Raw genomic sequence first — 25,092 nt, 5'->3', positions numbered from 1 at the left:
TCGCGGGCCACAACGTTATCCTCCCATAAACCCGGGAGGATAGCGTCGCCCGATCAGTGAACGGTTGCGAGTTCGCGTTGCGGCGTGGCCGTGCGCATGCCGTTGGTGCGCTCGAAGCGGAAGGCGCCCGCACGCTGCGCAAGGGCATTGACCTCGCTCGATAGGTTGCGGATCGCTGCCGAGGTCTCTTCGACCATCGCGGCATTCTGCTGGGTCACCAGATCCATCGCCTTCATTGCCGTTGCGACCTGGCTGACTGCCGCCGACTGGGCGTGATTGTCGTGGTCGATCGCGGCGATCAGGTCGTGCACGGCTTCGACGTCGCCCGAAATGGTGTCGAGCGCAGTGTCGGTGTCGTGCACCGCGTCGGCGGCCTGGATGATGTCGGCCTGGGTTTCGCTGAGCATGTCGCGGGCCTGCTTGGCCTGGTCTTCGGCGCGCAGGGCCAGCGCGGCGACCAGATCGGCGACCACCATGAAGCCTCGACCGGCCTCACCGGCGCGTCCGGCCTCTACGGCGGCGTTCATCGCGAGAACGCGGGTCTGGAAGGCGATCTTGTCCAGGCCCTCGATCACGCCGTCGATATTCTTCGCACTGCCGCTCGCCCGATCCATCGCCTGAACGGCACGCGCGGTGGTGCCGCGGCCGTCGCGGAGTGCCGTCGTGGCTTCGCCGGCGCGCTTCACCGTATTGTCGGCCGCGATCATGGTGGCGCGCAGGCGCTCCTCGATCTTGGCCAGCGCCTCGGTCGCCTGGGCGAGGTTGGCGGCGCTTTTTTCGGTGCGGTGCGCCAGATCTTCCGATCCATGCGCGACCTCGGACGAGGTGTTGCGGATGTTGTCCGCGCTTTCGCTGACGAGTTGCACGCGCGCGCGAAGCGAGGCGATCGCCTCGTTGATATTCTGCCGCAGCACCTCGTACTCGGCAGGAAAATGGGTGTCGATCGTGCGGCTGAGATCGCCCTCGCGCAGCGCGAGAAGGCCGTTGCCGAGCACTTCGGTCACTTCGCGCTGTTGTTCCAGCTTGCAGGCGTCGGCCTCGCTCTGTGCCGCTGCAGCCGCGCGATAATGCTCCAGGCCGGAGGCGATGCGGCCCATCTCGTCGGTGCGATCCTGATAGGGAATCGTCGCAACCTCGCCCTTGGCCAGCCGGTCGGTGAGCGCTGACAATGTTCCGACGGGCTCGAGCACGCGGCGGTACATGGTGATGTAGAAGTGCGCCGCCTGACCGCCCACCACCAGCGCCAGTACGAGCACGATGCCGATCGCCAGGTAGAATTCGGAGGCACCATTTGCCTGCACCTTCTCCTGCTCGGCGCGCGCCATCTCGACCAGGCGGTCCACCGCGGCGCGATGCGCTTCGTAAAGGTTCGAGAGCTTGGCGTAGCTTGCGTCTATCGCGCCACGGTCACCCTTGCGAGCGGCCGGGAGGAAGCCCTGCTCCATCTCGTTCCAGAATGCTTGCGCCGCGGGATGTGCCTGCTGGAGCAACTGATTCCGCAGATCGTCATTGACCGAGGCCGTCTGCCAATATTTGTTCCGCTCCAAATAGAGCTTCTGGAGCGCCCCGAGCTTCTCGGCGTGCATGCCGACCGTTTCCGGGTTCCGCGCGATCAGCGTCGCCTCGAGATAGGGCTCGATGATATATTCAGGCGGGGGAAGGATGTCGGCGATGAGATCCGCGTTCACCTGCTGGTGCAGCTGCACCTCGCCGCCCATGCGAATGCGATCGAGACGCCAGGCGGCGAGCGAGCCGCCGACAACCAGAAGCGCCATCATGGCCAAAGCGCTGTTGCGAACGAAACTTGCAATCGACATCCACGTTCCTCTGATCGCAGGCGCACGGGTCCCTGTACGGCCCTCCGCATGGAAGCCCTTTTGGGATTATAGCTGCGGAGGAGGGATGCAGGATTCCCGACTCGGGATTATTCCTGCACAGTCGTAAGATTACGGATAATTTCACATCCTACCCGGGCATCGGGGTAGATGTCCTGCTTCACAGAGCGCACGCGGACCGCAGTCACGCGCTTGTCGCGCATCGCGAGCGTCGCCACTTCTTCGCACAGCACCTCCTGCAACTCGAAATGGCGTGCGCGGACAAGGGCATGGATGCCCTCGCGCAGGAAGTCATAATCGACGACGGCGTCGATCCTGTCCTCGGGTATCGCAGGGTAGCGGCAGGTCATCGCCACATCGATCCGTACCCGCTGCGGCTCGGCCCGCTCGTGCGGGTGGATACCAAGCCCCATGCTGACTTCCAGCGCTTCGAGATGAATCACATACTCAGGCATCGGGGCGGTGCTCGCGTCCTTCAAACATCACGTCGCTGTCGCGCGCGAGGAAATGCTGGCCACAATCGACATAGACATTCTGCCCGGTAACGCTGCGGCATTCGAGCAGATGTGCCACGGTCGCGGCGATGTCGGCAGGGGCGACGGGGCGGCGCAGGAGGTTCTGGGTGCCCGTGCGGGCGAATTCGTCCTCGCTCTGGTCCAGGCTGGGCAGGGTGAGCCCCGGCGAAACCGCATTGACCCGCACCCGTGGCGCCAGCTGCTGTGCCAGCATGTGCGTCGCCCCGTGCAGCGCCAGCTTGGAGCAGGTATAGCTGAAGAAGTCGGGGTTCAGGTTGCCGACCTTCTGATCCAGCAGGTTCACCACCGCGCCTTCCATAAGGTCCTGCTGGGCGGCGAGCGCCATCGCGAGGCCTACCGGCGCGGCCAGGTTCACATGCATGTGCCGGTCGAGAAGAGCGTAGTCGGCGATCGGCGCTTCATCATACGCAAACAGCGAGGCATTGTTGACAACCGCGTCCAGCGGCGCCCCGAAGGCTTGCCGGCACGCCTCCACAAGGGCCCTGGGCGTAGCCGGATCGGCAAGTTCGCCGCAAACAACCGCAGCCTCCGCGCCGCCGTCACGGAGTTCGTTCGCAAATGCCTCGGCTTCATCGGGCGAGTGATGGTGGTGGATGGCCACTGTCCAGCCGCGCGCGGCCAGGCCACGGCTGATTGCCGCGCCAATCCGTCGTGCGCCGCCGGTTACCAGCACCCGCCCGGGCATCAATAGCCCATCAGCTTGAGCACTTCGGCGCGGCTGCGCTCGTCCTCGCGGAACACGCCCATCATTCGACTGGTGACCATGCCCACGCCGGGCGTGCGCACCCCGCGACCAGTCATGCAACCATGCTGCGCCTCGATCACGACCGCGACCCCCACCGGGTGCAGATTGTTCCAGATGCAGTCGGCGACTTCCGCCGTGAGCCGCTCCTGCACCTGCAGGCGGCGGGCGAAGGCGTGGAGCACGCGGGCGAGTTTCGAGATGCCGACAACATGGTTCCTGGGCAGATAGGCGATCGATGCCTTGCCCGTAATCGGCGCCATGTGGTGCTCGCAATGTGACTGGAAGGGAATGTCCTTCAACAGCACGATTTCGTCGTACCCGCCCACTTCCTCGAACACCCGCGAGAGATGGTGGGCGGGATCATCCGCGTAGCCCGCACAATATTCCTTCCAGGCGCGGGCGACGCGCTGGGGCGTGTCCAGCAGGCCCTCGCGATCGGGGTCGTCACCCGTCCAGCGGATCAGCGTCCGAATCGCATCCGCGACATGGTCGGGTACGGGAATCTTGGCCGGCGGGGAGACCAGATCGCCATCTTCGGGCTCGGCGTGATGGTCGTGCATTTTTGTTCCTTTCGCTCGCCGTTCCGCCTTCCCTTACGGCACGCTTGATTTGCTGCTCCGCGGCTTACGCGACCAATGGCGAGCGGCAGAAAAGGGGGGATTTCCGCGGCTTTGGCAACGTTAAGCTCGTTGACGCCCCGAAAAACGGAGCGTTAGCTTGTTCCCGCAAAAACAGCAAAGTCGCGATCGACGCAAGATCGGCGCGACAAGGGAGAGCGATGGTCATGACCAAGGGGGATCTGCTTGGCGCGTCGGCTATGGTGCTGGCGCTGGCCGCACCTGCATCCGCATTTGCGCAGGAGCGCGCCGCGGCGACGGCCCAGGCGACGCAGGATGAGGGCTATGTTTCCGCCAACGAGATCATCGTCACCGCCACCCGCCGCAACGAGACGGTGCAGGACGTGCCTGTCGCGATCACCGCGATCAGTCCGCAGCTGCTGGAAAATGCGGGCGTCGACAATGTTCGCGACCTGGAGCAGCTGGCGCCGTCGCTGCAATCCTCGACGGGGCAATCGTCTGCGACCGGCACCACCATCTATCTTCGCGGCATCACCACGGGCGGCGACAATCCGGGGTTCGAGCCGGCGGTGGGCGTGTTCATCGACGGCGTGTTCCGGTCGCGCTCCGGCGTCGCGATCTCGGAGCTGCCCGAGCTGGAGCGTGTCGAGATCCTGCGTGGGCCGCAGGGTACGCTGTTCGGGCGCAACACCTCGGCGGGCGCCCTCAGCATCTTTACGGCACAGCCGCAGTTCGAGACCGGCGGCTATGCCGAGGCAGGCTATGGCAACTACAATGCCTATGAGGCGCGCGGGGCGCTGACCGGGCCGGTCAGCGAGACCGTCGCATTGCGGCTGGACGGTGCCTATCGCAAGCGTGACGGCTATCTGAAAGATGCGAACAGCGATCGGTCTGTCAACGACATCAATCGCTGGCTGGTGCGCGGCCAGGCGCTGTTCCGCAATGGACCGGTCAGCGTGCGGCTGATCGCCGACTATTATGAGACGGACGAGCAGTGCTGCGGCGTCGTCTCCGCCGCGCGCGGCCCGCTCGCCCCGGTGATCCAAGGCATTGCGGCGGCGCAGGGGCTGGTGGGGCTCTACACCGGTTCCACGGATGACCGCGTACAGGCGATGTCGCCCAACCGAACCTATGGGGAAAAGATACGCGACTATGGGTTCTCGGGTGAGCTGAACTATGACCTGGGCGGCGCCAAGCTCACGTCGATCACCGCGTACCGGCGGTGGCGGGTACTGCGTTCGCAGGACATCGACTTTTCCGGCATCGATCGCGCCTATCGCGACGGCTATCGCAATGCCTTGTCCGATTTCACCCAGGAAGTGCGGCTGCAGGGATCGGCGTTCGGCAGCAGGTTGGACTGGTTGGTCGGCGCCTTCTATCTGAACGAGACCAACACGCTGCGCGACACGGTTCGCGTGGGCAATGATTCCAATCGCTATGTCGACAGCGTGTTCTCAGCGCAGCTGCGGCCGCTGTTCGGCACGCCGGTGCAATTCTACGGATCGCTGGGGGCGGCGGTGCCGACCTTCGGGCAGGTCCTCCTTAATCCAGCGGCCCCGCCTGCCGCCTACGGCCAGCTCGCCCCGCTGGTCCGGCTGTTCCGCGCACAGGCCGGCACTGCTCCGATCGCCGGGGTGGCGGTCGTCCCCGGCCTTGCCGCGCTGGCGCTTCAGCCGCTGCCGGGCAACGTCTCCGGCCAGGGCAACAATAACGACGATTTCCGCGTAAAGACCAACGCCTTTGCGCTGTTCACGCACAATATCGTGCATGTCACCAACAAGCTGTCAGTGACGCTCGGCGCGCGCTGGAATCATGAGAGCAAGGACCTGACCGCCACCATTGCAAGCAACACCGGCGCCTGCACCTTCTTCAATCAGGCGCGAGCCGGGAATGCGGCGGCGGCCGCCTATGCCAATATCCTGCGCCAGGTGCCGGGACTGTTCAGCAACCTCTTCCTGCTTAGCTGTAACCCGGCGGTGAATAGCGAATTCAACGGCAGCTATGCCGACAAGCGCAGCGAGGACCAGCTGACCGGCACGGTGAAACTCGCCTACAAGTTCAGCCCGCGCATTCTCGGCTATGCAAGCTATGATCGCGGCTACAAGTCAGGCGGCTACAATCTCGACCAGGCGACGTTCGACTCCGCACTGCTCGGCGGCAACGGCGCGCAGGCGGGCGACTTGCATTTCTCCAAGGAGACGGTGGATGCCTTCGAACTGGGGTTGAAGACGCAGGTCAGCCGCAAGTTCACGCTGAATCTCGCGGGCTTCTATTCCAAATTCTACAATCTCCAGAGCCTGGTGTTCAGCGGCACGAACTTCGTGGTGCAGAATGTGCCGAAAACGACGAGCAAGGGCGTCGAGGCCGAAGCGACGATCCAGCCCGAGCGCGACCTGATCTTCCAGCTCGGGTACAGCTATATCGACGCGCGCTACGATGATGACGGGAGGAACTTCGCGGGCACGCCGCTGCAGGGCAAGGGGAACCTTCAGCTCGATAATCAGCCACGCCATACGGTGACCATCGCCGGTACCTGGACGCCGCCGATCGCCAAGGGCATCAACGGTCTGCTGCATGTCGACATGCGCTACAACAGCGAAGTCAACATACCCTCCAGTCCGCCCGACGCTAACGGCCGCAACGCACTCTATAATCAGGGATATCCGCTGATTTCCGCAGCGATCGGGGTGCAGAGTCCGGACGGGCGGCGCAGCCTGCAATTCTGGGTGCAGAACCTTACCAACCAGCATTACTTCATCAGCGGTTTCGGTGTGCCGGAGCAGAATGGCAATTACGCCGGCTATCCAGGCACGCCGCGCTTCTATGGGGTCCGGGCGAAGTTCGGCTTCTAGCTCTGGGTCAACGTTCGAACAGGCGGTCGAGTGGGCCGTCGGCGAGGCACCAGAGGAAGGCGACCAACGCTGCGCAGGCGAGACCTGCCGTCGGCGAAGCGATCGCCACCGCGATGCCCACGAGGTACAGGCAGCACGCAAGCATGCTCTTGCGCAGCGTGCGCCGATGATAGCGCTGTGCTTCGGCCGAGCCGGCGCCGGTGTGCCGGATCACTCGCTGCAGCCAGTTATAGGCAAAGGAGGGGAGGAGCATCACCAGCATGTACAGCAGGGTCGCTTCGCCGCTGAAATGCTGCTCGCCCAGATAGGCGGTGGCGAACGGGATCAGCGATAGCGTGAACAGCAGTACGATGTTCGACCAGAGCAGCGCATTGCCCGCACGGGTGGCAAACTGGAACAGCCGATGGTGGTTCACCCAGTAGATCGCCACATAGGCATAGCTGAGTGCATAGGCGAGGAATACGGGCCATTGGGCCGCCAGGGCGCGCAGACCGGGAGCCTCCGGCGCGTGCAGTTCCAGCACCATGATGGTTACGATGATGGCGATCACGCCATCCGAAAACGCCTCGACGCGCTTGGCGCCGTCGCGGCCTTCCTGGTCCCGCATATCCGTTCTCCTGCCCACGCCGGTGGTGGCGCAGGCAGGAGCGCGGAGCAACTAAACCAAGGGTTTACTTGGCCGAGAACGCTGCGTTGATGTGCAGCTTCACGTCGTCCGAGACGAACGGGACATACTTGTCCATGCCGAAGGCGCTGCGCTGAATCGTGGTGGTCGCCTCGAAGCCGAAGTTCAGCTTCTTCATCATCGGGTTGGTGCCGGCGCCGACGAGCGTGGTGTCGAGCGTGACGGGCTTGGTGACGCCGTGCAGCGTCAGGTCGCCGGTGATCTGCGCCTTGGTGCCGGTCACGACGACCTTGGTCGAGACGAAGCGGATCGTCGGATACTTGGCCGCATCGAAGAAGTCCGGCGAGGCCAGGTGCTTGTCGAGCGCCGCGACGGTGGTGACGATGCCGCTGGTCGGGATCGTGATGTCCAGCTTGGCGTCGTTCGGCTTGGCCGGATCAATCGTCAGCGAGCCGGTGGCGCCGCCGGCCTGGCCGGTGAACTGGCTGAAGCCGAAATGATTGACCTGGAAGTCGACCTGGGTGTGGCCGGTGTCGACGACATAGGTGCCGGCGGGAACGCGGCTGGCGTCGGCCTGACCGGGCAATTCCTGGGCGAAGGCGACCGGAGCGGCCGCGAAAAGAGCGAGAGCAAGGAGAGCGCGCATGAGTGTTCCCTTCGGGTGGTTGCGTCGCTCCCGTAATGAGGCCGCCGGCCGCGCAATACTAGTGCGCAGCCGGCAACCTAAAGTTTCCGCCCGTGATCAATTCTTCGATTGATCGACCAGCTTGTTCGCGCCGATCCACGGCATCATCGCGCGCAGTTCGCTGCCGACCTGCTCGATCTGGTGGCGCTTGGCGGCGATGCGGCTGGCCTTCAGTTCGGGCTGGCCGGCGCGGTTGTCGAGCACGAAGTCCTTGACGAAGCGGCCCGACTGGATGTCCGCCAGCACGCGCTTCATTTCCTTCTTGGTCTCTTCGGTGATGATGCGCGGGCCGGTCTTGATGTCGCCATACTCGGCCGTGTTCGAGATCGAGTAGCGCATGTTGGCGATGCCGCCTTCGTACATCAGATCGACAATCAGCTTGAGCTCGTGGAGGCACTCGAAATAGGCCATTTCAGGGGCATAGCCCGCCTCGACCAGCGTCTCGAAGCCGGCCTGGACCAGCGCGGTCGCGCCGCCGCAGAGCACGGCCTGCTCGCCGAACAGATCGGTCTCGCACTCTTCGCGGAAGTTAGTCTCGATGATGCCCGAGCGGCCGCCGCCGACGCCCGAGGCATAGGCCAGCGCCACGTCATGTGCGTTGCCCGAGGCGTCCTGGTGTATCGCGATCAGGCAGGGGACGCCGCCGCCGCGGACATATTCGCTGCGCACGGTGTGGCCCGGGCCCTTGGGCGCGATCATGATCACGTCGATGTTCGCCGGGGGCTCGATCAGGCCGAAATGCACGTTGAGGCCGTGCGCGAAGGCGAGCGCCGAACCCGGCTTCATGTTGCCCTTGAGATCGGCCTCCCAGATCGCCGCCTGGTGCTCGTCGGGCGCCAGGATCATCAGGATGTCGGCCCAGGCGGCCGCTTCCTTGTTCGGCAGCACCTTGAAGCCGGCGGCTTCGGCCTTGGCGGCGGAGGCCGAACCCGGGCGGAGCGCGATCGCGACTTCCTTGACGCCCGAATCGCGCAGGTTCTGCGCGTGCGCATGGCCCTGGCTGCCATAGCCGAGGATGGCGATCTTCTTGTCGGTGATCAGGTTCAGATCGGCGTCGCGATCATAATAGACACGCATTCTAATTTCCCTTTCTGCTCCTCTCCCTTTGGGAGAGGATACGGAGACTTGCCGGCCGGCGTCAGCCGGTTGGCTAGTCGAAGTTGGTGAGGGTGGCGGGGCACGAGGGCATTCGCCCTCACCCTCCCATGCTGCGCATGGGCCCCTCCCTCTCCCAAGGGGAGAGGGGTTTAAAGTCAGGCGGCTTCGCGGCCGCGCGAGATCGCGACGATACCGGTGCGGGCGACTTCGATCAGCCCCACTTCGCGCATCAGCTCGACGAACTTGTCGATCTTGTCGATCGTGCCGGTCACTTCGAACACGAAGCTGGAGATGGTCGCATCGACCACCCGGGCGCGATAGACTTCGGCCAGGCGCAGCGCCTCGATCCGGTGATCGCCGGTGCCGACCACCTTCACCAGCGCCAGCTCGCGCTCGACATGCTCGCCCTTGGTGGTGAGGTCGACCACCTTGTGGACCGGCACCAGCCGCTCGAGCTGGGCGATGATCTGCTCCATCACCGGCGCCGAGGCGAAGGTGACGATGGTGATGCGGCTGATCAGATCGTCGTCGCTGATCTCCGACACGGTGAGCGACGAGATATTGTAGCCGCGCGCCGTGAACAGGCCGGCGATCCGCGCGAGGATGCCGGGCTCGTTGTCGACGATGACCGCCAGCGTGTGGCGCTCGATGGCTTCTTCCTTGATGTGCATTTCTACCCCTTCGATCCTCCCGCATGGGGAAGATCCAAAATCCGGTCAAACCAGCGCCTTGGCCTCGTCGTCCATCTCGCCGGAGACTTCGCTCGCCTGGAGCAGCATCTCGGTGTGCGCAGCCCCGCTCGGGATCATCGGGAAGCAATTGGCCAGCTTCGCCACGCGGCAATCGACCAGCACCGGGCCGTCATGGTCCAGCATCGCCTGGATGCCGTCTTCCAGCTCCGCGCGCTTCTCGATGCGGATGCCCTTCCAGCCATAGGCCTCGGCGAGCTTCACGAAATCGGGCAGCGCATCCGAATAACTCTCCGAATAGCGCGACTGGTAGGTCAGCTCCTGCCACTGGCGGACCATGCCCATATATTCGTTGTTGAGGATGAAGATCTTCACCGGCAACCGATATTGCGTAGCGGTCGCAAGTTCCTGGATGTTCATCTGGATCGAGGCTTCGCCGGCGATATCGATCACGAGCTCGCCCGGATTGCCCAGCTGCGCACCGATCGCCGCCGGCAGGCCATAGCCCATCGTGCCGAGACCGCCGCTGGTCAGCCACTTGTTGGGCGCTTCGAAGCCGAAATGCTGGGCGGCCCACATCTGGTGCTGGCCGACCTCGGTGGTGATGATCGGTGCGCGATGCTTGGTCGCCTCGTACAGCGCACGGATCGCGCGTTGCGGCATGATCGCTTCGCCCGCCTCGGGGAAGTCGAGGCAGCGGCGCGCGCGCCAGCCCTGGATGCGGCTCCACCACTCGGTGAGATCGGGCTTGGGATGGGCGCGCGCCTTCCAGCTCTCCACCATCGCGTCGAGCGCCCGCGCGCAATCGGCGATGATCGGCAGATCGACGCGGACATTCTTGTTCACGCTCGACCGATCGATGTCGATATGCACCTTGCGGCTGTTCGGCGCGAAGGCATCGAGCCGCCCGGTGACGCGATCGTCGAAGCGCGAGCCGACGGCGATGATCAGGTCGGCCTGGTTCATCGCCATGTTGGCTTCATAGGTGCCGTGCATGCCGAGCATGCCCAGCCACTGGTCCGACGAGGCGGGCAGGGCGCCCAGGCCCATCAGCGTCGAGGTGACCGGCGCGCCGGTCAGCGCCGCCAGCTCGCGCAGCAGGCGCGTGGCCTCGGGGCCCGAATTGATCACGCCGCCGCCGGTGTAGAAAACCGGGCGCTCGGCCGCGGCGAGCATGTCGACCGCTTCCTGGATCTTCGCCGCTTCCGGCTCGGTCGTCGGGCGATAGGTCTTGTGCTGGATCGGGCCCGGCGCCTCGTAGCGCGCGGTGGCGACCTGGACGTCCTTGGGGATGTCGATCACGACCGGGCCGGGGCGGCCCGAGACGGCGATATGGAACGCCTCATGGACGGTCGCGCCGAGCAGCTCCGGTCGCTTCACCAGATAATTATGCTTGGTGCAGTGGCGGGTGATGCCGACCGTGTCCGCCTCCTGAAAGGCGTCGGTACCGATCAGGGTCGTCGGGACCTGGCCGGTGATGACGACCATCGGGATCGAATCGAGCAGCGCATCGGTGATGCCGGTGATCGCGTTGGTCGCCCCCGGGCCCGAGGTGACGAGGACGACGCCCGGCTTGCCGGTCGAACGGGCATAGCCCTCGGCGGCGTGGGTCGCTGCCTGTTCGTGGCGGACCAGGATGTGCTTGATCCGATCCTGCTTGAACAGGGCGTCGTAGATCGGGAGCACGGCACCGCCCGGATAGCCGAACACGACTTCCACCCCGAGGTCGGTCAAAGCCTCGATCAGGATGTCTGCGCCGCTCTTCTCGGTCACCTTTGCCTCCACGCAATCGCTAAAAAAGGGTACTGTACGGAAAGCTTCCGTCGGAGAGGGGCTGCTACCCGCACGAATATGATGCGTCAACCCCTAAAGAAATAATTTCCTTTCAATATGGGATAGATTCCTGTACGTATCTGTCTCCGTCGTCAGTTCCCATCCCCCAGGGGGCTGACGGCGGAACCAGGTATATTGTCGCTTGGCATATTGGCGTGTGGCTGTGGCGCCTGCTGCCAGGGCCTTTTCCTCGCGCCACTCGCCGGCGAGAACCTTCCCGATCTCGTCCACCCCGATCGCACGGAGCACCGGCGCGTCGCCCGGCACGTCGATGCGCGAGAGCAGGCGGCGAACCTCGTCCTTCGCGGTGGCCAGCATCGTGCCGAAGCGCCGCTCGATCCGCTCGCCGAGCCATTCCCGATCGGGGAGGAGGATCAGGGCACCCAGATGAATGTCCCCGCCGATGCCGCCTTCGCGACGATCCTGCCAGTCGGCGAGCGTCCGCCCCGTGGATCGGATGACTTCCAGCGCGCGGGCGACGCGGCTGCTGTCGGTAGCGTTCAGCCGTGCGGCGGCGAGCGGATCCGCAAGGCGCAGCGCGGCATATGCATCGGCCACGGGCAGGGCGCGGACATCGGCGCGGATGGCGGGATCGATTCCGGGAATGGGGGCGATGCCGTCGATCAAGGTACGGAGATAGAGCCCGGTGCCGCCGACCAGGATCGGCAGGCGGCCCTCGGCATGCGCTTCCGTGATGGCGGCGCGTGCCTCGCCGGCCCAGCGCGCGGCCGAGCATGCCTCGGCGCCGTCGATATGGCCGAACAGACGGTGCGGTGCGCGGGCCTCTTCCGCCTCGGATGGACGCGCGGTGAGGATGCGCAGATCGGCATAGACCTGCATCGAATCCGCATTGATCACGGTGCCGCGATGCTTTTCGGCGAGCGCCAGCGCCAGCGCGGACTTGCCGCTGGCCGTCGGCCCTGCAATGAGCGCGACGCGCGGTAGCCCAGGGGAAATCATGTTCATTGCGACGCTGATAGCAGCCGAATCGATCGTCGAACGCGATATTTTGGATGCAATCGAGAAGATGCACCCGTTTTGCGAGGTCAGCGGCTGGACCTGGCTCGATGAAGGCCGGGCTGCCGACATCCATTTCAACGGGGATGTCGATTGGGCCCATGGCGTGCTCTCGCCCTATTTCGATCGGACCGATGTCGTCATCCAGCCCGCCGCGCATCGCGAGAAGAAGCTGCTCGTCGCCGACATGGATTCGACGATGATCACCGTCGAATGCATCGACGAGCTGGCCGACTATGCCGGGATCAAGCCGCAGATCGCCGAGGTCACCGAGCGGGCGATGCGTGGCGAACTCGACTTTGCCGAGGCGCTCGATGCCCGCGTCGCCCTGCTCAAGGGCCTGCCGGAACGCGCGATCGACCAGTGCCTGGAAGAACGCGTGCGGCTGATGCCGGGGGCGCAAGCGCTGGTGAAGACGATGCGCGCGCGCGGCGCCCACACGATTCTCGTCTCCGGCGGCTTCACCCGCTTCGCCGAGCCGGTCGGCACGAAGATCGGCTTTGATCGCCGTATCGCCAATGTGCTGGAGATCGAAGACGGCAAGCTCACCGGCACCGTTACCAAGCCGATCGTCGACAGCAGCACCAAGGAGACCACGCTGCTCGGCGCGATGGCGGAACTGGGACTCGCACCCGAGCAGACCATGGCGGTGGGCGACGGCGCCAACGATCTGGCGATGATCCGCAAGGCCGGGCTGGGCGTCGCCTATCACGCCAAGCCGATCGTCGCCGCCGCCGCTGGCGCGCGGATCGATCATGGCGACCTTACCGCGCTGCTTTATGCCCAGGGCATTGCACGCGCCGACTGGATCACCGCCTGAGGATTAGCGCACGCCCCGCCCGAAGGTGTAGCTGAGCGCGAGGCCGCCGGAGAACTGGTTCTTCGACCCAAGACGTTCGGTGATCGGCGAGCGGGCGGCATCGCCGGTCAGCCGGTCATAGGCGAGATAGCCGTACAGGCCCCAGCGCTTCGTCAGCTGGCGGATGCCGGTCGTGGCGAGGCCGACGCTGTGCACGACATTGTCGCCGACGCGATAGACCGGGATCCCGGCGGCAGTCGCGTCGCGCTGGGTGACGCCGAAATAGGCGCGGCGATACTTCGAGTCGGAAAGGTTCACACGCGGCCCGATCGCGAGCAGCCAGCGATCGCCGTCGCGCTGGATATAGTCGAGCGCGAGCATGCTCACCACGCCCTCATGTCCGCCGATGCCCTTGCGCACCTCGGCATAGGCGCGGACCTGCGGGGCCAGGTAATAGCCCGCAAACACCCCGGGTTCGACGGTGAAGCCGACCTTGCTGATGTCGGCGCCCACGCGCCGCCGGGTCCGGGCGCTCTGGAAGCCGACGGCGATGCCGGCCTCGAAGCCGTTCTTGTTGTAGAGCGAGACATTGGGGCTTTCGTCGGCCGCCTCATATTCGAACTGGGCGTCGCCGCGCGCGGTCGACAGGTCGAACAACGGCCGCACGGCGTTGTGGTCCGCCCCTGGATAGCTAGGCACTGCCTGGGCGCCGATCGCAACGCGATAGCGCCGCGGCGCGGTCTCGCCGTCGCCGGACTGTGCATGTGCCGGCACCGCGAACGCCAGCAACACACCCGCGCACATGATCGATCGCTGCATTGTCTGTCTCCCTATCATCGCTGCACTGCCATGCAGGGCTTCACCGCGCCACAGGCTTTTTCCGCTTCGGCCTGCGATGCATAGGGACCGACGAGCAGGCGGGTGAGGGCGCCGGACTTCAAATAATAGGGCTGGCGGCCGGGGAAGCGGCTGTGGAGCTGCCCCCAAAGCCGTTCGGCCCCGCCCGGTGCGGCGAAGGCGCCCAGCTGCACCCGCCAATTGCCGACGGCTCGCGCCACCGGCGCAGCGGCCGTGCTCGCCGGCGCGGGACGCGGCGCGCGCGCAGGCCGTGCAGGGGAGGCGGGCGCGGTCGCCACGGTCGAATCCGCGCTGAGCGCGGGGCCGCGGCGCGCAGGCGTTTCCTTCGGCACGGGTACCGCCTCCACACGCCCTGCGCTGGCATAGCGTTTGGCGAGTTCCTGACCCGCCTGCCGGTCGGCGAGCGGAATATACTGGTCCATCTGGGCCAGCGTGCGGGTAGCCGCTTCCAGCCCTCCGGCCGACCCGCGCAGCATCAGCGCATAGGCGCGCACCCAGTTCTTCGGCACGCCGTCGCCGTTGAACAGCATCACGCCCAGCAGATATTGTGCGCGCGGCTCGCCATGCGCCACGGCGCGTTCGAGCCAGGGCACCGCGGCTTCGCGCTTGCCGTTTTCGAACAATACCATGCCGTAGTTCGCCTCGCCCAGGTCATGGCCCTGCAACGCGGCGAGGCGGTACCATTTCTCGGCTTCTACCATATCGGCCGGCACGCCGCGGCCAAGCTTGTAGATCTGCCCCATATTATACTGCGCGTCGGCATCGCCTTTCTCGGCGGCGGGGCGCCAGGCGCGCATAGCGCCGGCATAGTCGCCCCGCTCATAGGCCTCGACTCCGGCCTTCACCGCGGCGTTCTGGGCCGAGGCCGTAGCGGGCAGGCAAAGGCTGGCCAGAAGGAAAAGGGCGGCAGGCGTGCGCATTGCGGTGAATTCCCCTGTTGAAGCCGTCTGGATGCGGCGCCGGTGACGTAGCGGCTTATGCGGCTTCCGTTAACCCGATCTTATCCGCGACCATGCCAAGCATTGCGCGATATTCCGGTGATTTCGAGAGGGTGGATGCGCGTTCTGGCGCTTGCTTCGCAAAAGGGTGGTTCGGGCAAGACGACCTTGTCCGGCCATCTGGCGGTGCAGGCACAGCGCAGCGGCGCGGGACCCGTGGCGATGATCGACCTGGATCCGCAAGGCTCGCTCACCGATTGGTGGAACGAGCGCGAGGCCGAACTGCCCGCGCTCGCGCAGACGGCGGTCGCGCGGCTGGTCGCCGATCTCGACGCGCTGCGCCAACAGGGCTTCAAGCTGGTGGTGATCGATACGCCGCCCGCGATTACGCCGGCGATCCTCACCGTCATCCAGGTGGCCGAGCTGATCCTGATCCCGACCCGACCCAGCCCGCACGATCTGCGCGCTGTCGGCCCGACGGTGGAATTATGCGAACGCGCCGGCAAGCCGCTGCTCTTCGTGGTCAATGCCGCTACGCCCAAGGCGCGGATCACCGCCGAGGCTGCCGTGGCGCTGTCGCAACACGGCACCGTCGCGCCGATCATGCTCCACCATCGCACCGATTTCGCCGGATCGATGATCGACGGCCGGACCGTGATGGAAGTCGATCCCGGCGGCAAGTCGGCTGCGGAGGTGGAGAGCCTTTGGGCCTATGTGTCCGATCGGCTCGAAAAGAACTTCCGTCGCACCGTGTTCGCCGCCCCTGCGGCAGCGACGCCCTTTGCGGCGGCGCGCCCGGCAGGCGGCTTCGGCCGCCGGGTGACGAGCTGACGCGATGTCCGACCTTCCCAAGCCGATGGCCGCGCTGAGCGCCGGCCTGCTCGCCCGAAAAGGACTGGCCCGCAAGCCGGTGCTCGCCTTTGCGGAGGGCGAGGCGGTAGCGCCGCTGCGCCAGCGCGGGATGCTCGGTGAGGTGCCCGACATCTCCGACATGCTGGCCGAGCAGCTCTCGCGCACCGCGCGGGCGACCAAGGACAAGGCGGCATTCACGCTGCGGCTCGACGCTGATCGTCGGCTGCGGCTGCGGCTGGCGGCGGCGCTTACCGGCCGCTCGGCGCAGCAGCTGGTGACCGAGGCGATCGACACGTTGCTTGGCGACATGGCCGAGCTGGAACCGCTCGCGCGCCGGGTCGCGGCGATCGAAGGACGAGGATGAACATGAAGCCCCGTAAACTGCTTTCGATCGGCGCGGCGATGCTGGCGCTGGGCGGCACCGCCGCGATGGGGGTCATCGTGCGCAGTACCGCCCTGGCGACGGCTGCACCCAATGCGAAGAAGGCGGCGCAGGAAGCCCGCGCGGCGCAAAAGGCGCTTGCCGCACGCAAGGCCGAGGCTGCGGTGGCGCACGCCGAGCAAGCCGTGGCCAACGATCCCCGCCGCGCGGACTATCGCACCCTGCTGGGGCAGGCATATCTGCGATCCGGCCGCTTCACCGCCGCCGCCCAGGCGCTGCGGGACGCGCTGGCGCTGGATCCGGACAATGGCACCGCAGCGCTCAACCTGGCGCTTGCCAGCATCGGCACCGGCGATTGGGGCGGCGCGCGCACGCTGCTCCAGACCCATGCGGCGCAGATTCCCGCCACCGATCGTGGGCTGGCGACGGCACTGGCCGGGGATCCGGGGAGCGCGATCGAGATTCTGGCGGCGGCGGTACGTGCGCCGGACGCAACCGCGCGGACGCGGCAGAACCTTGCGCTCGCGCTGGCGCTGGCGGGCCGTTGGGGCGAGGCCAAGGCCGTCGCGGCGATGGACATCGCACCGGACCAGCTCAACGCCCGGCTGGTGCAATGGGCGAGCTTCGCCCGCCCGGCCAATGCCTATGATCAGGTCGCCGCGCTGCTGGGCGTGCGTGCGGTGCAGGATGCCGGCCAGCCGGTCGCGCTTGCACTCGCCAAGCAGCCCGACTTCGCCGCGCTGACACCCGCGCCCACGCCGACTCCGACGCCGACGTTGTCCGTCGAGTTGGACCCCGCGCCAATTCCGGTCAGCGAGCCTGCCCCTGCGCCAATGTTCACGCCGGTGCCGATTCCGGCCCGGACCCCCGCTGCCAAGCCCTTGGCCAAACCGACCCCAACGCGGGTAGCCGCAGCCAAGCCCGCCAAGCCGGCCGTCGCCAGCCCCGCACCGGTGCGGGCTGCCGTCGGCCCCTTTGTGGTGCAGTTGGGCGCCTTCGCCAACGCAGGAGTCGCCCGCGACGCCTGGCAGAAGCTCAGCGGCCGCGTGCCGGCACTGGGGCGGCTCAAGCCCCAGGGAGCGACCGTGCCGAGCGGCAGCGCCAGCCTGTACCGCCTTTCGGTGGGCGGCTTCGTGCGCAACGACGCTGATGCGCTATGTCGCGCGGTGAAGACGGGGGGCGGCACCTGCTTCGTGCGCATCGCCGCGGGCGACGCGGTGGCGAGCTGGTACAAGCCTGCGGCCCGCGTCGGCCTCGCCGCGCGCTGACCGTTCAGACCAGCGCGCCGCCCTTGTAGAGCTGCAGCACCCGCCCTTGGGTGGGCAGGCGATCGAACGGCGTGTTGCCGGCGCGCGCGTTCATCTTGCGCGCATCGATCACCCAGGGCGTTTCCGGGTCGAGCACGATCAAGTCGGCGGGCAGGCCTGGCTTCAGCGTACCGCTCTCCAGCCCCAGGATCTTTGCCGGGTTGGCCGCGAGCAGCGCGAACAACCGGTCGAGGCTGAGCTTGCCGTCACGCACCAGGGTAAGCGACAGCGCCAACAGCGTCTCCGCCCCCGCCATGCCCGGTTCGGCGTCCGCGAAGGGCAGGCGCTTGGCCTCGGGCCCGCGTGGATCATGGCCGGAGGCGATCACGTCGATGGTGCCGTCCGCCACCGCGGCGAGCGCCGCCTGGCGGTCGCTCTCGTCCCGCAGCGGCGGCGAGAGGCGGGCGAAGGTGCGGAAGTCGCTGATCGCAATGTCCGACAGCAGCAGGTGCGCAGGCGTGATTCCGCAGGTGACCTGCACGCCGCGGCGTTTGGCGGCGCGGATCAGGTCGAAGCCTGCCGCCGTCGTCACCTGGCGGAAGTGGAGCTTCGCGCCGGTTTCCTCGGCCAGCATCAGGTCGCGGGCGATGGCGAGCGGCTCGGCGATCGAGGGCGCGCTCGGCAGGCCGAGGCGTGCCGCGGTCTCGCCGGCGGTCGCGACGGTGCCGTCTGCCAGGCCGCCATCCTCCGCATGGGTAACGACGGTGAGGTTGAGATCGCGCGCGTAGAGCAGCGCCTTGCGCATCGTGCCCGTGTTGGCGATCCAGCGTCGGCCGGTGGCGATGGCGCGCGCGCCCGCCGAGGCATTGATCGCGATCTCGGCCAGATCCTCGCCCTTCAACCCTTGCGTCGCGGCGGCGAGGGGATGAACCCAGAGCTGCGGCTTGCCGGAGACGGCGGCGCGGCGGACGATGCCGGGATCGTCGAGCACCGGCGACTGGTCGGGCATCAGCCCCACGCGGGCGATCCCGCCGAAGCGGCACGCGCCCTTGTCCACCGCGAACACGCCGAGGTCGATCAGCGCCGGGGCGAGCAGCTTGCCGGCGACGTCGACAACCTCGGCATCGGTGGGCGCATCGACCTGGCCGACCGCCGTGATGGTGTCGCCCTGCACAAGCAGATCGCCGTCGGACAGCCCGCCCTCGGGGCAGACCAGTTTCGCATTGCGGAAGAGGATGCTGCTCATGCCCAGCCCTCCACGCCGCGCGACCGCCTTGTCAGCACGTCGAGGCACGCCATGCGCACCGCCACGCCCATCTCGACCTGCTCGGTGATCGCGCTGCGCTCCGGATGGTCGGCGACGATCGAGTCTATCTCGACCCCGCGGTTCATCGGGCCGGGATGCATCACCAGTGCATCGGGCTTGGCCCGGGCGAGACGTTCGGGGGTGAGGCCGTAGCGCATGTGGAACTCGCGAGTCGAAGGGATGTAGCCGCCGGCCATGCGCTCGTTCTGGACGCGGAGCATCATCACCACGTCGGCGCCTTCCAGCGCGGCATCGAAATCGGTGAAGGGGGTGACGAACATCCGGTCCATCGCCGGCGGCATCAGCGTCGAGGGGGCGACCACGCGCACTTCCGCGGCCAGCGCGGTAAGGGCAAGGATGTTCGATCGGGCGACGCGGCTGTGGAGGATGTCCCCGCAGATCACCACCCGTTGACCGGCGACCGATCCGCGACGTCGCCGGATCGTGAGGGCATCGAGCAGCGCCTGTGTCGGGTGCTCGTGCCAGCCGTCGCCGGCGTTGAGCACCGGGCAATCGACCTTGTCGGCGATCAGCCGCACCGCGCCCGAGCTGGCGTGGCGGATCACGATCACGTCGGCGCGCATCGCGTTGAGCGTCACCGCGGTGTCGATCAGCGTCTCGCCCTTCTTCACGCTGCTCTGCGCGGCGTGCATGTTGACGACGTCGGCGCCCAGCCGCTTGCCGGCGATCTCGAACGACAGCAGGGTGCGCGTCGAATTCTCGAAAAAGGCGTTGATCTGGGTGAGGCCTTCCAGGCGCTTGTCGCTCTTCGCGCGGCTGCGGTTTGCCTCGACCCATTGTTCCGCCTCGTCGAGCAGGAACATGATCTCGTGCGGCTGGAGTCCCGAAATGCCGGTGAGGTGCCGGTGCGGGAAAACGGCGCTGCCCTGTATCTGGGCACCGGGGCGATGATCGGAGGTCTGCATTAAAGCCGCCGCCTAACGCCCGCAGGGCTGGCGCGCAACCCGTTCAGACGTTCACCAGCCCATCGATGGCGCCCTGCAGGATATAGGCCGCGGCCATCTTGTCGATCAGCTCCGCGCGCTTGGCACGGCTTGCGTCCTGTTCGATCAACGTGCGCTCGACCGCGACGGTGGACCAGCGCTCGTCCCACATCAGGATCGGCAGGCCCATGTCCTCCACGTTGCGGGCGAAGGCGCGGGTCGACTGGGTGCGCGGGCTGTCGGTACCGTCGAGGTTGAGGGGCAGCCCGATCACCATGCCGCGCACCTGCTGGGCGGCGATCAGTTCGGCTAGGGCCGCCTTGTCCTTGGTGAACTTGGAACGGCGGATCAACTGGGCGGGGCTCGCAAAGCTCCAGCCGGCGTCGCAAAGCGCGGTGCCGATCGTCTTGGTACCGACATCTAGGCCGATGAGGCGGCCGCCTTCCGGGAGCGCGGTGCGGAAATCGCTGGGGACAGTGGTGATCACGCGCGGTCCTATACGGCGCTGCGCCGCGGGGCGCGAGGGTTCAGATCGGCAATTCGGTGGTCGACTTGATCTCCGACAGCGCGACGATCGAGTTGATTTCCTGCACGCCGGGCAATTTGCTCAGCTTGTCGAAGAAGAAGCGTTCATAGGCGTCGATGTCTTCGGCGACGATCCGCAGCATGAAATCCATCGTTCCCATCAGCACATAGGCATCCAGCACCTCCGGGAAGCCGCGGATGGCCGCGCTGAACTCGTCGAGATTCGCGCGACCATGCGCATTGAGCTTCACCTGCGCGAAGACATGGGCGTTGAGCCCGACCTTCCGGCGGTCGATCAATGCCACCCGCTTGCGGATCACGCCTTCACGCTCGAGCCGGTCCACGCGGCGCCAGCAAGGGGAAGGGGAGAGCCCGATGCGCTCCGCCAGCTCGGCCGTGGTCAGGCTGGCATCGCTTTGCAGCTCGCGGAGAATCTTTCGTTCATACGCATCAAGGTCGGTCATATTATCCCGTTATGGCCGATTATCGGGAGAAAATCATCTCTTAATCGGTGCTCGGTGCCCGAATGAGGAGAACATTACCCTCGGGCATCTGCCAGATTGTCGGCATCGATGAAGAGGGAGTGTGCAGAATGGTGTTGCAGGTACAGGGTGATAGCCTGGTCGACGAACTCGTGATGCTGAAGGATGTGGATGCCGGGCTCGACGGAGTGATCGCGATCCATTCGACAGTGCTCGGACCCGGCGCGGGCGGTTGCCGCCTGTGGCACTATGCCGATGGCGATGCCGCGTTCACCGATGCTGCCCGGCTGGCGGAGGGAATGAGCTACAAGAATGCGATGGCCGGCCTGCCGCTGGGCGGGGCCAAGGCCGTGCTGCGCCGGCCGGCGGGCGATTTCGATCGTGTGGCGCTGTTCCGCGCCTTCGGTCGCGCGGTCGCACGGCTAGGCGGGCGCTACGTCACGGCCGAGGATGTGGGCACCGGCGTCGCCGACATGGAGGTGGTTGCCCGGGAGACGCAGCATGTCGCCGGCCTCCCGCAGCGGGCCGGTCGCCCGGGAGGCGATCCCTCGCCGCACACCGCGCTCGGAGTATTCGTCTCCATGGCGCATGCCGCGCGCCGCGGACTGGGGCGTGAGCTTGCCGAATGCACCGTCGCGATCCAGGGCGTGGGCCATGTCGGCGAGGCGCTGGCGCATCTGCTGCATGGCGCGGGCGCGCGACTGATTGTTGCGGATGTCGACTCGAATCGCGTCGCGCGCGTGGCGGTCGCGACGGGTGCCGAAGTCGCCTCGACGACGCAGGTTCTGGCGGCCCAGGCGGACATCTTCGCGCCCTGCGCGCTCGGCGCGGTCATCAACGAGCGATCGGTCGAGGCATTGCGCGCGCAACTGGTCTGCGGCGCGGCGAACAACCAGTTGGCGACGCCGGGGGACGGGGAGCGCCTCGCGCGGCGCGGCATCCTCTATGCGCCCGATTACGTGGTGAATGCGGGCGGCATCATCAACGTGGCAGGGGAATATCTCGGCTGGACCTCGGAAGAGGTGACGGCCCGCGTCGAGGCCACGGGCGCGCGGCTTGCCGCGGTGCTGGACCACGCGGAAGCGCAGGGGCTGCCGCCGCATGTCGCCGCCGACAGCCTCGCGCGCGCAGCCATCGCCGCCGGGCGGGTTCGGGCGCCGGCGATGGCGTAACCGCGGTCAGCCGTCGCGCTTCTCGAACGAAGCGAGCCGGCGCGCGGCATCGGCGCGGACGTTTGCCCAGAACAGGCTGTAGTCGAACACGTGATAGTTGTTCCCCGGCAGCACATATTGGCCGAAGTCGGGCGGCGCGGTGCCGATCGTGAGGATGCCGCGCCCGTCGCAGCGAGCGGGCACGCGGCCGGCTTCGAGATGCGCGGATTGCAGGTTCAGGTCCGGGATCAGGGAACCGAGATTGGCGCTGGCGGGTGCCGAGTCGTTCGGCTTGCCGGTGAGCGGGTTGGTGCAGAGCATCCGGGTGCCCGCGCGCGGCTGGCCGGTGAAACCGGTGCTCGCGTCGAAGGTGTCGATAATCAGCGCGGGGTCGGCCGGCTCGGCAAAGCTCTGCCAGGACAGGATGCAACCGGCCTGGTCCGGGCCGGTGCAGGCGGGCAGACCCATTTTCGGCAGATCCGCGGTCAGCGACACCGGCCAGCCGACGACATAGGCGGCGACCACCCGTTTCGCGACAGGGGTTCCCGCGACTCGCTCGGCCAATAGCCGGGACAGGTGCAGCGCACCCTGGCTGTGGCCGGCCAGGATGATCGGCCGATCGCCGGCTTCGTGAAGGAATTCCTCGAACGCGGCCGCCACGTCCCGATAGGCGAGGTCGAGCGCCTTTTGCGCCTGCGCCTTGCTTGTCAGGAACGCGCCGAAGGTTGCCTGGCGATAGCGGGGTGCCCAGATAGCGGCACTGGCGTTGAACGCACTCGCCTGACCGCGCAGGAACAGCTCGGCGCGCGCATTCGCATCCGGATTGTCGAGCGGCGCGTTCCACTGCTTCGTGTCCAGGAACGAGGTCGGGTGGATGAAGAACAGCGCCGCGCGGGGACTCGGGGCTGGCGCGTGCCCGGCTGGCGTCCACAATGCCGGATTGCCCGGCTTGTCCGGCCGCGCGATCCACATTGCTGCCTTGGCATAGTCTCGGGGCGAAACCGGCGGCAGATCCGCGGCGTCCCCCGCTGGCACCATGAACTGGCGCATCAGCTGGATGCCGTAGAGCCGATAGGCGAACATGGAAGCAACGCCGAGCATGATCAGGATCGCAACCGCATAAAGAAATTTCCGGGCCAATCGGCCTCTCCATTGTGCATTGCAGCATAAACGAGCGGTGACGCAATCGCGTTCCTGGCAGTGTTGCGTGCGAAGGATGCAATCGCAAGTGGCGATGCGCGATGCGGACGCTTGAAGGGGCGGGGCTGCGCTGATAGGCGCAGGACCATGTCCGTAGACACCGCAACCGTGAAGAAAGTGGCGAACCTGGCGCGTATCGCGATCAGCGACGCCGACGCCGAGCGCCTCGCGCCCGAACTCAACAATATCCTGGGCTGGATCGAGCAGCTCGGCGAAGTCGACACCAAGGATGTCGCGCCGATGACCGCCGTGATGCCGAACACGCTGCGCCTTCGGCCGGACGTGATCACGGATGGCAACCAGCGCGACGCGGTGCTGGCGAACGCGCCGCAGGGCGAGCATGGCTTCTTTACGGTTCCGAAGGTGGTGGAATGAGCACGCTGACCGATCTGGGCGTCGCCGCCATCCGCGATGGCGTGCGCGATGGCGACTTCTCCGCGCGCGAAGTAGCCGAGGCATTCAACGCTGCCGTGGCCGGCGCCAAGGCGCTCAACGCCTTCATTGTCGAGACCCCCGAGCATGCGCTCGCTGCCGCCGACGCGGCGGACAAGGCGCGCGCCGCGGGCGAGACGCTCAAGCCGCTGGCCGGCGTGCCCATCGGCATGAAGGATCTGTTCGCGACCAAGGGCGTGCAGACCACCGCCGCCAGCCACATGCTGGAAGGCTTCACGCCGGTCTACGAATCGACCGTTTCGCACAAGCTGTGGGAAGCCGGTGCCGGCATGCTCGGCAAGCTGAACCTCGACCAGTTCGCGATGGGCTCGTCGAACGAGACCAGCTATTTCGGCAACGTCATCTCGCCCTGGCGGCGCAACGACGGCGGCAACACGCCGCTCGCGCCGGGCGGCTCCTCGGGCGGCAGCTCGGCGGCCATTGCCGCACGACTTTGCCCGGCGGCAACCGGCACCGACACCGGCGGCTCCATCCGCCAGCCCGCGGCCTTCACCGGCATCTCGGGTATCAAGCCCACCTACGGCCGCTGCTCGCGCTGGGGCGTGGTAGCGTTCGCGTCGTCGCTCGACCAGGCCGGCCCGATGGCGCGTGACGTGCGCGATTGCGCGATCCTGCTTGAAGCGATGACCGGCTTCGATCCCAAGGATTCGACCTCGCTCGACATGCCCGTGCCGCAGTGGGAGGCGGGCCTTTCCGCCGATCTGCGCGGCAAGCGCGTGGGCATCCCGGCCGAGTACCGGATGGACGGCACGCCCGCGGAGATCGAGGCGCTGTGGCAGCAGGGCATCGCCTGGCTGAAGGATGCGGGTGCCGAGATCGTCGACGTGAGCCTGCCGCATACCAAATATGCGCTGCCGGCCTATTACATCATCGCACCGGCCGAAGCCTCGTCGAATCTCGCCCGCTATGACGGCGTTCGCTACGGCCTGCGCGATCTGGCCGAGGGCCAGAACCTGCAGGACATGTACGCCGCCACCCGCGCCGCGGGGTTCGGGGAAGAGGTGAAGCGCCGTATCCTGATCGGTACCTATGTGCTTTCGGCCGGCTTCTATGACGCCTATTACACCCAGGCCCAGAAGGTCCGCACGCTGATCGCGCGCGATTTCGACAATGCGTGGAGCCAGTGCGACCTGCTGCTGACCCCGACCGCCCCAAGCGCGGCGTTCGGGCTGGGCGAGAAGGTCGATCCGCTTGCGATGTACCTCAACGACGTGTTCACGGTGCCGGCGAGCCTTGCCGGCGTGCCGGCGATGAGCGTGCCGGGCGGTCTGGATGCGGCGGGTCTGCCGCTGGGGCTGCAGATCATCGGCAAGCCGTTCGACGAGCAGGGCGTGCTCAACGCCGGCCTGGCGCTGGAACAGCGCGCAGGCTTCACCGCACGGCCGCAGGCCTGGTGGTAACAGCGAAAGGGGCGGGGCCTAGGCCTCGCCCTTTTTCTTTCTGGTACAGGTGCGAACGCATG

Annotated in this window: 25 protein-coding genes; 8 read left to right on the top strand and 17 right to left on the bottom strand. The window is 66.7% G+C overall.

The window, feature by feature from the left end; genetic code table 11:
- Positions 1 to 53 precede the first annotated feature (53 nt).
- The 4 genes from A7X12_RS00710 to folE all read right to left on the bottom strand — a co-directional run bounded on the left by A7X12_RS00710 (position 54) and on the right by folE (position 3,676).
- Positions 54 to 1,817, bottom strand: a complete 1,764-nt coding sequence (locus A7X12_RS00710; RefSeq protein ID WP_064309715.1) for a methyl-accepting chemotaxis protein — start codon at positions 1,815 to 1,817, stop codon at positions 54 to 56.
- A gap of 107 nt (positions 1,818 to 1,924) precedes the next feature.
- Entirely contained in the window at positions 1,925 to 2,290 is a 366-nt protein-coding gene (locus tag A7X12_RS00705; RefSeq protein WP_064309813.1) for a dihydroneopterin aldolase, read from the bottom strand.
- Positions 2,283 to 3,056: an SDR family oxidoreductase gene (locus A7X12_RS00700; protein WP_064309714.1), complete on the bottom strand. Its 774-nt coding sequence runs from the start codon at positions 3,054 to 3,056 to the stop codon at positions 2,283 to 2,285. Before A7X12_RS00700 ends, A7X12_RS00705 begins: the two co-directional genes overlap by 8 nt.
- Positions 3,056 to 3,676, bottom strand: coding sequence for a GTP cyclohydrolase I FolE (gene folE / locus A7X12_RS00695; protein WP_064309713.1), 621 nt, complete (start codon positions 3,674 to 3,676; stop codon positions 3,056 to 3,058). The genes A7X12_RS00700 and folE overlap by 1 nt, the downstream gene beginning before the upstream one ends.
- A 224-nt stretch (positions 3,677 to 3,900) precedes the next feature.
- Between folE and A7X12_RS00690 the strand changes: the two genes are divergently transcribed.
- Positions 3,901 to 6,546, top strand: coding sequence for a TonB-dependent receptor (locus tag A7X12_RS00690; RefSeq protein WP_232318203.1), 2,646 nt, complete (start codon positions 3,901 to 3,903; stop codon positions 6,544 to 6,546).
- Positions 6,547 to 6,553: 7 nt separating this feature from the next.
- Here A7X12_RS00690 and A7X12_RS00685 read toward each other — a convergent pair whose 3' ends face one another.
- The 6 genes from A7X12_RS00685 to miaA all read right to left on the bottom strand — a co-directional run bounded on the left by A7X12_RS00685 (position 6,554) and on the right by miaA (position 12,436).
- The gene (locus tag A7X12_RS00685; RefSeq protein WP_064309711.1) at positions 6,554 to 7,153 is read right to left on the bottom strand and encodes a TMEM175 family protein; all 600 of its coding nucleotides are present in this window, start codon (positions 7,151 to 7,153) and stop codon (positions 6,554 to 6,556) included.
- 64 nt (positions 7,154 to 7,217) lie between these two features.
- Positions 7,218 to 7,817, bottom strand: a complete 600-nt coding sequence (locus A7X12_RS00680; RefSeq protein WP_064309710.1) for a YceI family protein — start codon at positions 7,815 to 7,817, stop codon at positions 7,218 to 7,220.
- A gap of 96 nt (positions 7,818 to 7,913) precedes the next feature.
- On the bottom strand, positions 7,914 to 8,933 hold the full coding sequence (gene ilvC / locus A7X12_RS00675) for a ketol-acid reductoisomerase (protein ID WP_064309709.1): 1,020 nt from the start codon (positions 8,931 to 8,933) through the stop codon (positions 7,914 to 7,916).
- A 176-nt stretch (positions 8,934 to 9,109) separates the two neighbouring features.
- The gene (gene ilvN / locus A7X12_RS00670) at positions 9,110 to 9,625 is read right to left on the bottom strand and encodes an acetolactate synthase small subunit (RefSeq protein WP_064309708.1); all 516 of its coding nucleotides are present in this window, start codon (positions 9,623 to 9,625) and stop codon (positions 9,110 to 9,112) included.
- Positions 9,626 to 9,670: 45 nt separating this feature from the next.
- Positions 9,671 to 11,416: an acetolactate synthase 3 large subunit gene (locus tag A7X12_RS00665; protein WP_064309812.1), complete on the bottom strand. Its 1,746-nt coding sequence runs from the start codon at positions 11,414 to 11,416 to the stop codon at positions 9,671 to 9,673.
- 93 nt (positions 11,417 to 11,509) lie between these two features.
- Positions 11,510 to 12,436, bottom strand: coding sequence for a tRNA (adenosine(37)-N6)-dimethylallyltransferase MiaA (gene miaA, locus A7X12_RS00660; protein WP_064309811.1), 927 nt, complete (start codon positions 12,434 to 12,436; stop codon positions 11,510 to 11,512).
- Between miaA and serB the strand changes: the two genes are divergently transcribed.
- The gene (serB, locus tag A7X12_RS00655; protein ID WP_064309707.1) at positions 12,435 to 13,313 is read left to right on the top strand and encodes a phosphoserine phosphatase SerB; all 879 of its coding nucleotides are present in this window, start codon (positions 12,435 to 12,437) and stop codon (positions 13,311 to 13,313) included. The genes miaA and serB overlap by 2 nt on opposite strands.
- 3 nt (positions 13,314 to 13,316) lie before the next feature.
- Here the strand turns inward: serB and A7X12_RS00650 are convergent, their stop codons facing one another.
- Both A7X12_RS00650 and A7X12_RS00645 read right to left on the bottom strand, forming a co-directional pair.
- Positions 13,317 to 14,111 (bottom strand): MipA/OmpV family protein, encoded by a 795-nt coding sequence (locus A7X12_RS00650; protein WP_064309706.1) that lies wholly within the window; start codon positions 14,109 to 14,111, stop codon positions 13,317 to 13,319.
- Positions 14,112 to 14,125: 14 nt separating this feature from the next.
- Complete coding sequence (locus tag A7X12_RS00645; RefSeq protein WP_064309705.1) at positions 14,126 to 15,070, bottom strand: SPOR domain-containing protein; 945 nt, start codon at positions 15,068 to 15,070, stop codon at positions 14,126 to 14,128.
- Between the two features lie 135 nt (positions 15,071 to 15,205).
- Here A7X12_RS00645 and A7X12_RS00640 point away from each other — a divergent pair, with 135 nt between their 5' ends.
- From A7X12_RS00640 to A7X12_RS00630, 3 genes are read left to right on the top strand one after another with little or no spacing between them, the layout of a single operon-like run.
- On the top strand, positions 15,206 to 15,919 hold the full coding sequence (locus A7X12_RS00640) for a ParA family protein (RefSeq protein ID WP_064309704.1): 714 nt from the start codon (positions 15,206 to 15,208) through the stop codon (positions 15,917 to 15,919).
- A 4-nt stretch (positions 15,920 to 15,923) separates the two neighbouring features.
- Positions 15,924 to 16,304, top strand: coding sequence for a hypothetical protein (locus A7X12_RS00635; protein WP_064309703.1), 381 nt, complete (start codon positions 15,924 to 15,926; stop codon positions 16,302 to 16,304).
- 2 nt (positions 16,305 to 16,306) lie between these two features.
- Entirely contained in the window at positions 16,307 to 17,590 is a 1,284-nt protein-coding gene (locus A7X12_RS00630; RefSeq protein ID WP_064309702.1) for an SPOR domain-containing protein, read from the top strand.
- A gap of 4 nt (positions 17,591 to 17,594) precedes the next feature.
- On the opposite strand, the gene A7X12_RS00625 is transcribed toward A7X12_RS00630, so the two are convergent.
- The 4 genes from A7X12_RS00625 to A7X12_RS00610 are packed head-to-tail and all read right to left on the bottom strand — an operon-like array spanning position 17,595 to position 20,808.
- On the bottom strand, positions 17,595 to 18,815 hold the full coding sequence (locus tag A7X12_RS00625; protein ID WP_064309701.1) for a dihydroorotase: 1,221 nt from the start codon (positions 18,813 to 18,815) through the stop codon (positions 17,595 to 17,597).
- Positions 18,812 to 19,801: an aspartate carbamoyltransferase catalytic subunit gene (locus tag A7X12_RS00620; RefSeq protein ID WP_064309700.1), complete on the bottom strand. Its 990-nt coding sequence runs from the start codon at positions 19,799 to 19,801 to the stop codon at positions 18,812 to 18,814. Before A7X12_RS00620 ends, A7X12_RS00625 begins: the two co-directional genes overlap by 4 nt.
- A 43-nt stretch (positions 19,802 to 19,844) precedes the next feature.
- Positions 19,845 to 20,306, bottom strand: coding sequence for a Holliday junction resolvase RuvX (gene ruvX, locus A7X12_RS00615; protein WP_064309699.1), 462 nt, complete (start codon positions 20,304 to 20,306; stop codon positions 19,845 to 19,847).
- 40 nt (positions 20,307 to 20,346) lie between these two features.
- Entirely contained in the window at positions 20,347 to 20,808 is a 462-nt protein-coding gene (locus A7X12_RS00610; RefSeq protein ID WP_064309698.1) for an Lrp/AsnC family transcriptional regulator, read from the bottom strand.
- A 128-nt stretch (positions 20,809 to 20,936) separates the two neighbouring features.
- On the opposite strand from A7X12_RS00610, the gene A7X12_RS00605 reads away from it, so the two are divergent.
- Positions 20,937 to 21,998, top strand: a complete 1,062-nt coding sequence (locus A7X12_RS00605; RefSeq protein WP_064309697.1) for a Glu/Leu/Phe/Val family dehydrogenase — start codon at positions 20,937 to 20,939, stop codon at positions 21,996 to 21,998.
- Positions 21,999 to 22,004: 6 nt separating this feature from the next.
- On the opposite strand, the gene A7X12_RS00600 is transcribed toward A7X12_RS00605, so the two are convergent.
- Complete coding sequence (locus A7X12_RS00600; RefSeq protein ID WP_064309696.1) at positions 22,005 to 23,117, bottom strand: DUF3089 domain-containing protein; 1,113 nt, start codon at positions 23,115 to 23,117, stop codon at positions 22,005 to 22,007.
- Between the two features lie 147 nt (positions 23,118 to 23,264).
- Here A7X12_RS00600 and gatC point away from each other — a divergent pair, with 147 nt between their 5' ends.
- Positions 23,265 to 23,552, top strand: a complete 288-nt coding sequence (gene gatC, locus A7X12_RS00595) for an Asp-tRNA(Asn)/Glu-tRNA(Gln) amidotransferase subunit GatC (protein ID WP_064309695.1) — start codon at positions 23,265 to 23,267, stop codon at positions 23,550 to 23,552.
- Positions 23,549 to 25,030, top strand: a complete 1,482-nt coding sequence (gene gatA / locus A7X12_RS00590; protein ID WP_064309694.1) for an Asp-tRNA(Asn)/Glu-tRNA(Gln) amidotransferase subunit GatA — start codon at positions 23,549 to 23,551, stop codon at positions 25,028 to 25,030. Before gatC ends, gatA begins: the two co-directional genes overlap by 4 nt.
- Positions 25,031 to 25,092 lie beyond the last annotated feature (62 nt).

Origin of the sequence: Sphingomonas sp. TDK1 (assembly GCF_001650735.1) — a bacterium.
In the GTDB taxonomy this organism is placed as follows: Bacteria; Pseudomonadota; Alphaproteobacteria; order Sphingomonadales; family Sphingomonadaceae; genus Sphingomonas.
Note: the sequence above shows the minus strand (reverse complement) of the source record. Positions and strands in the feature narration are given on the sequence as shown.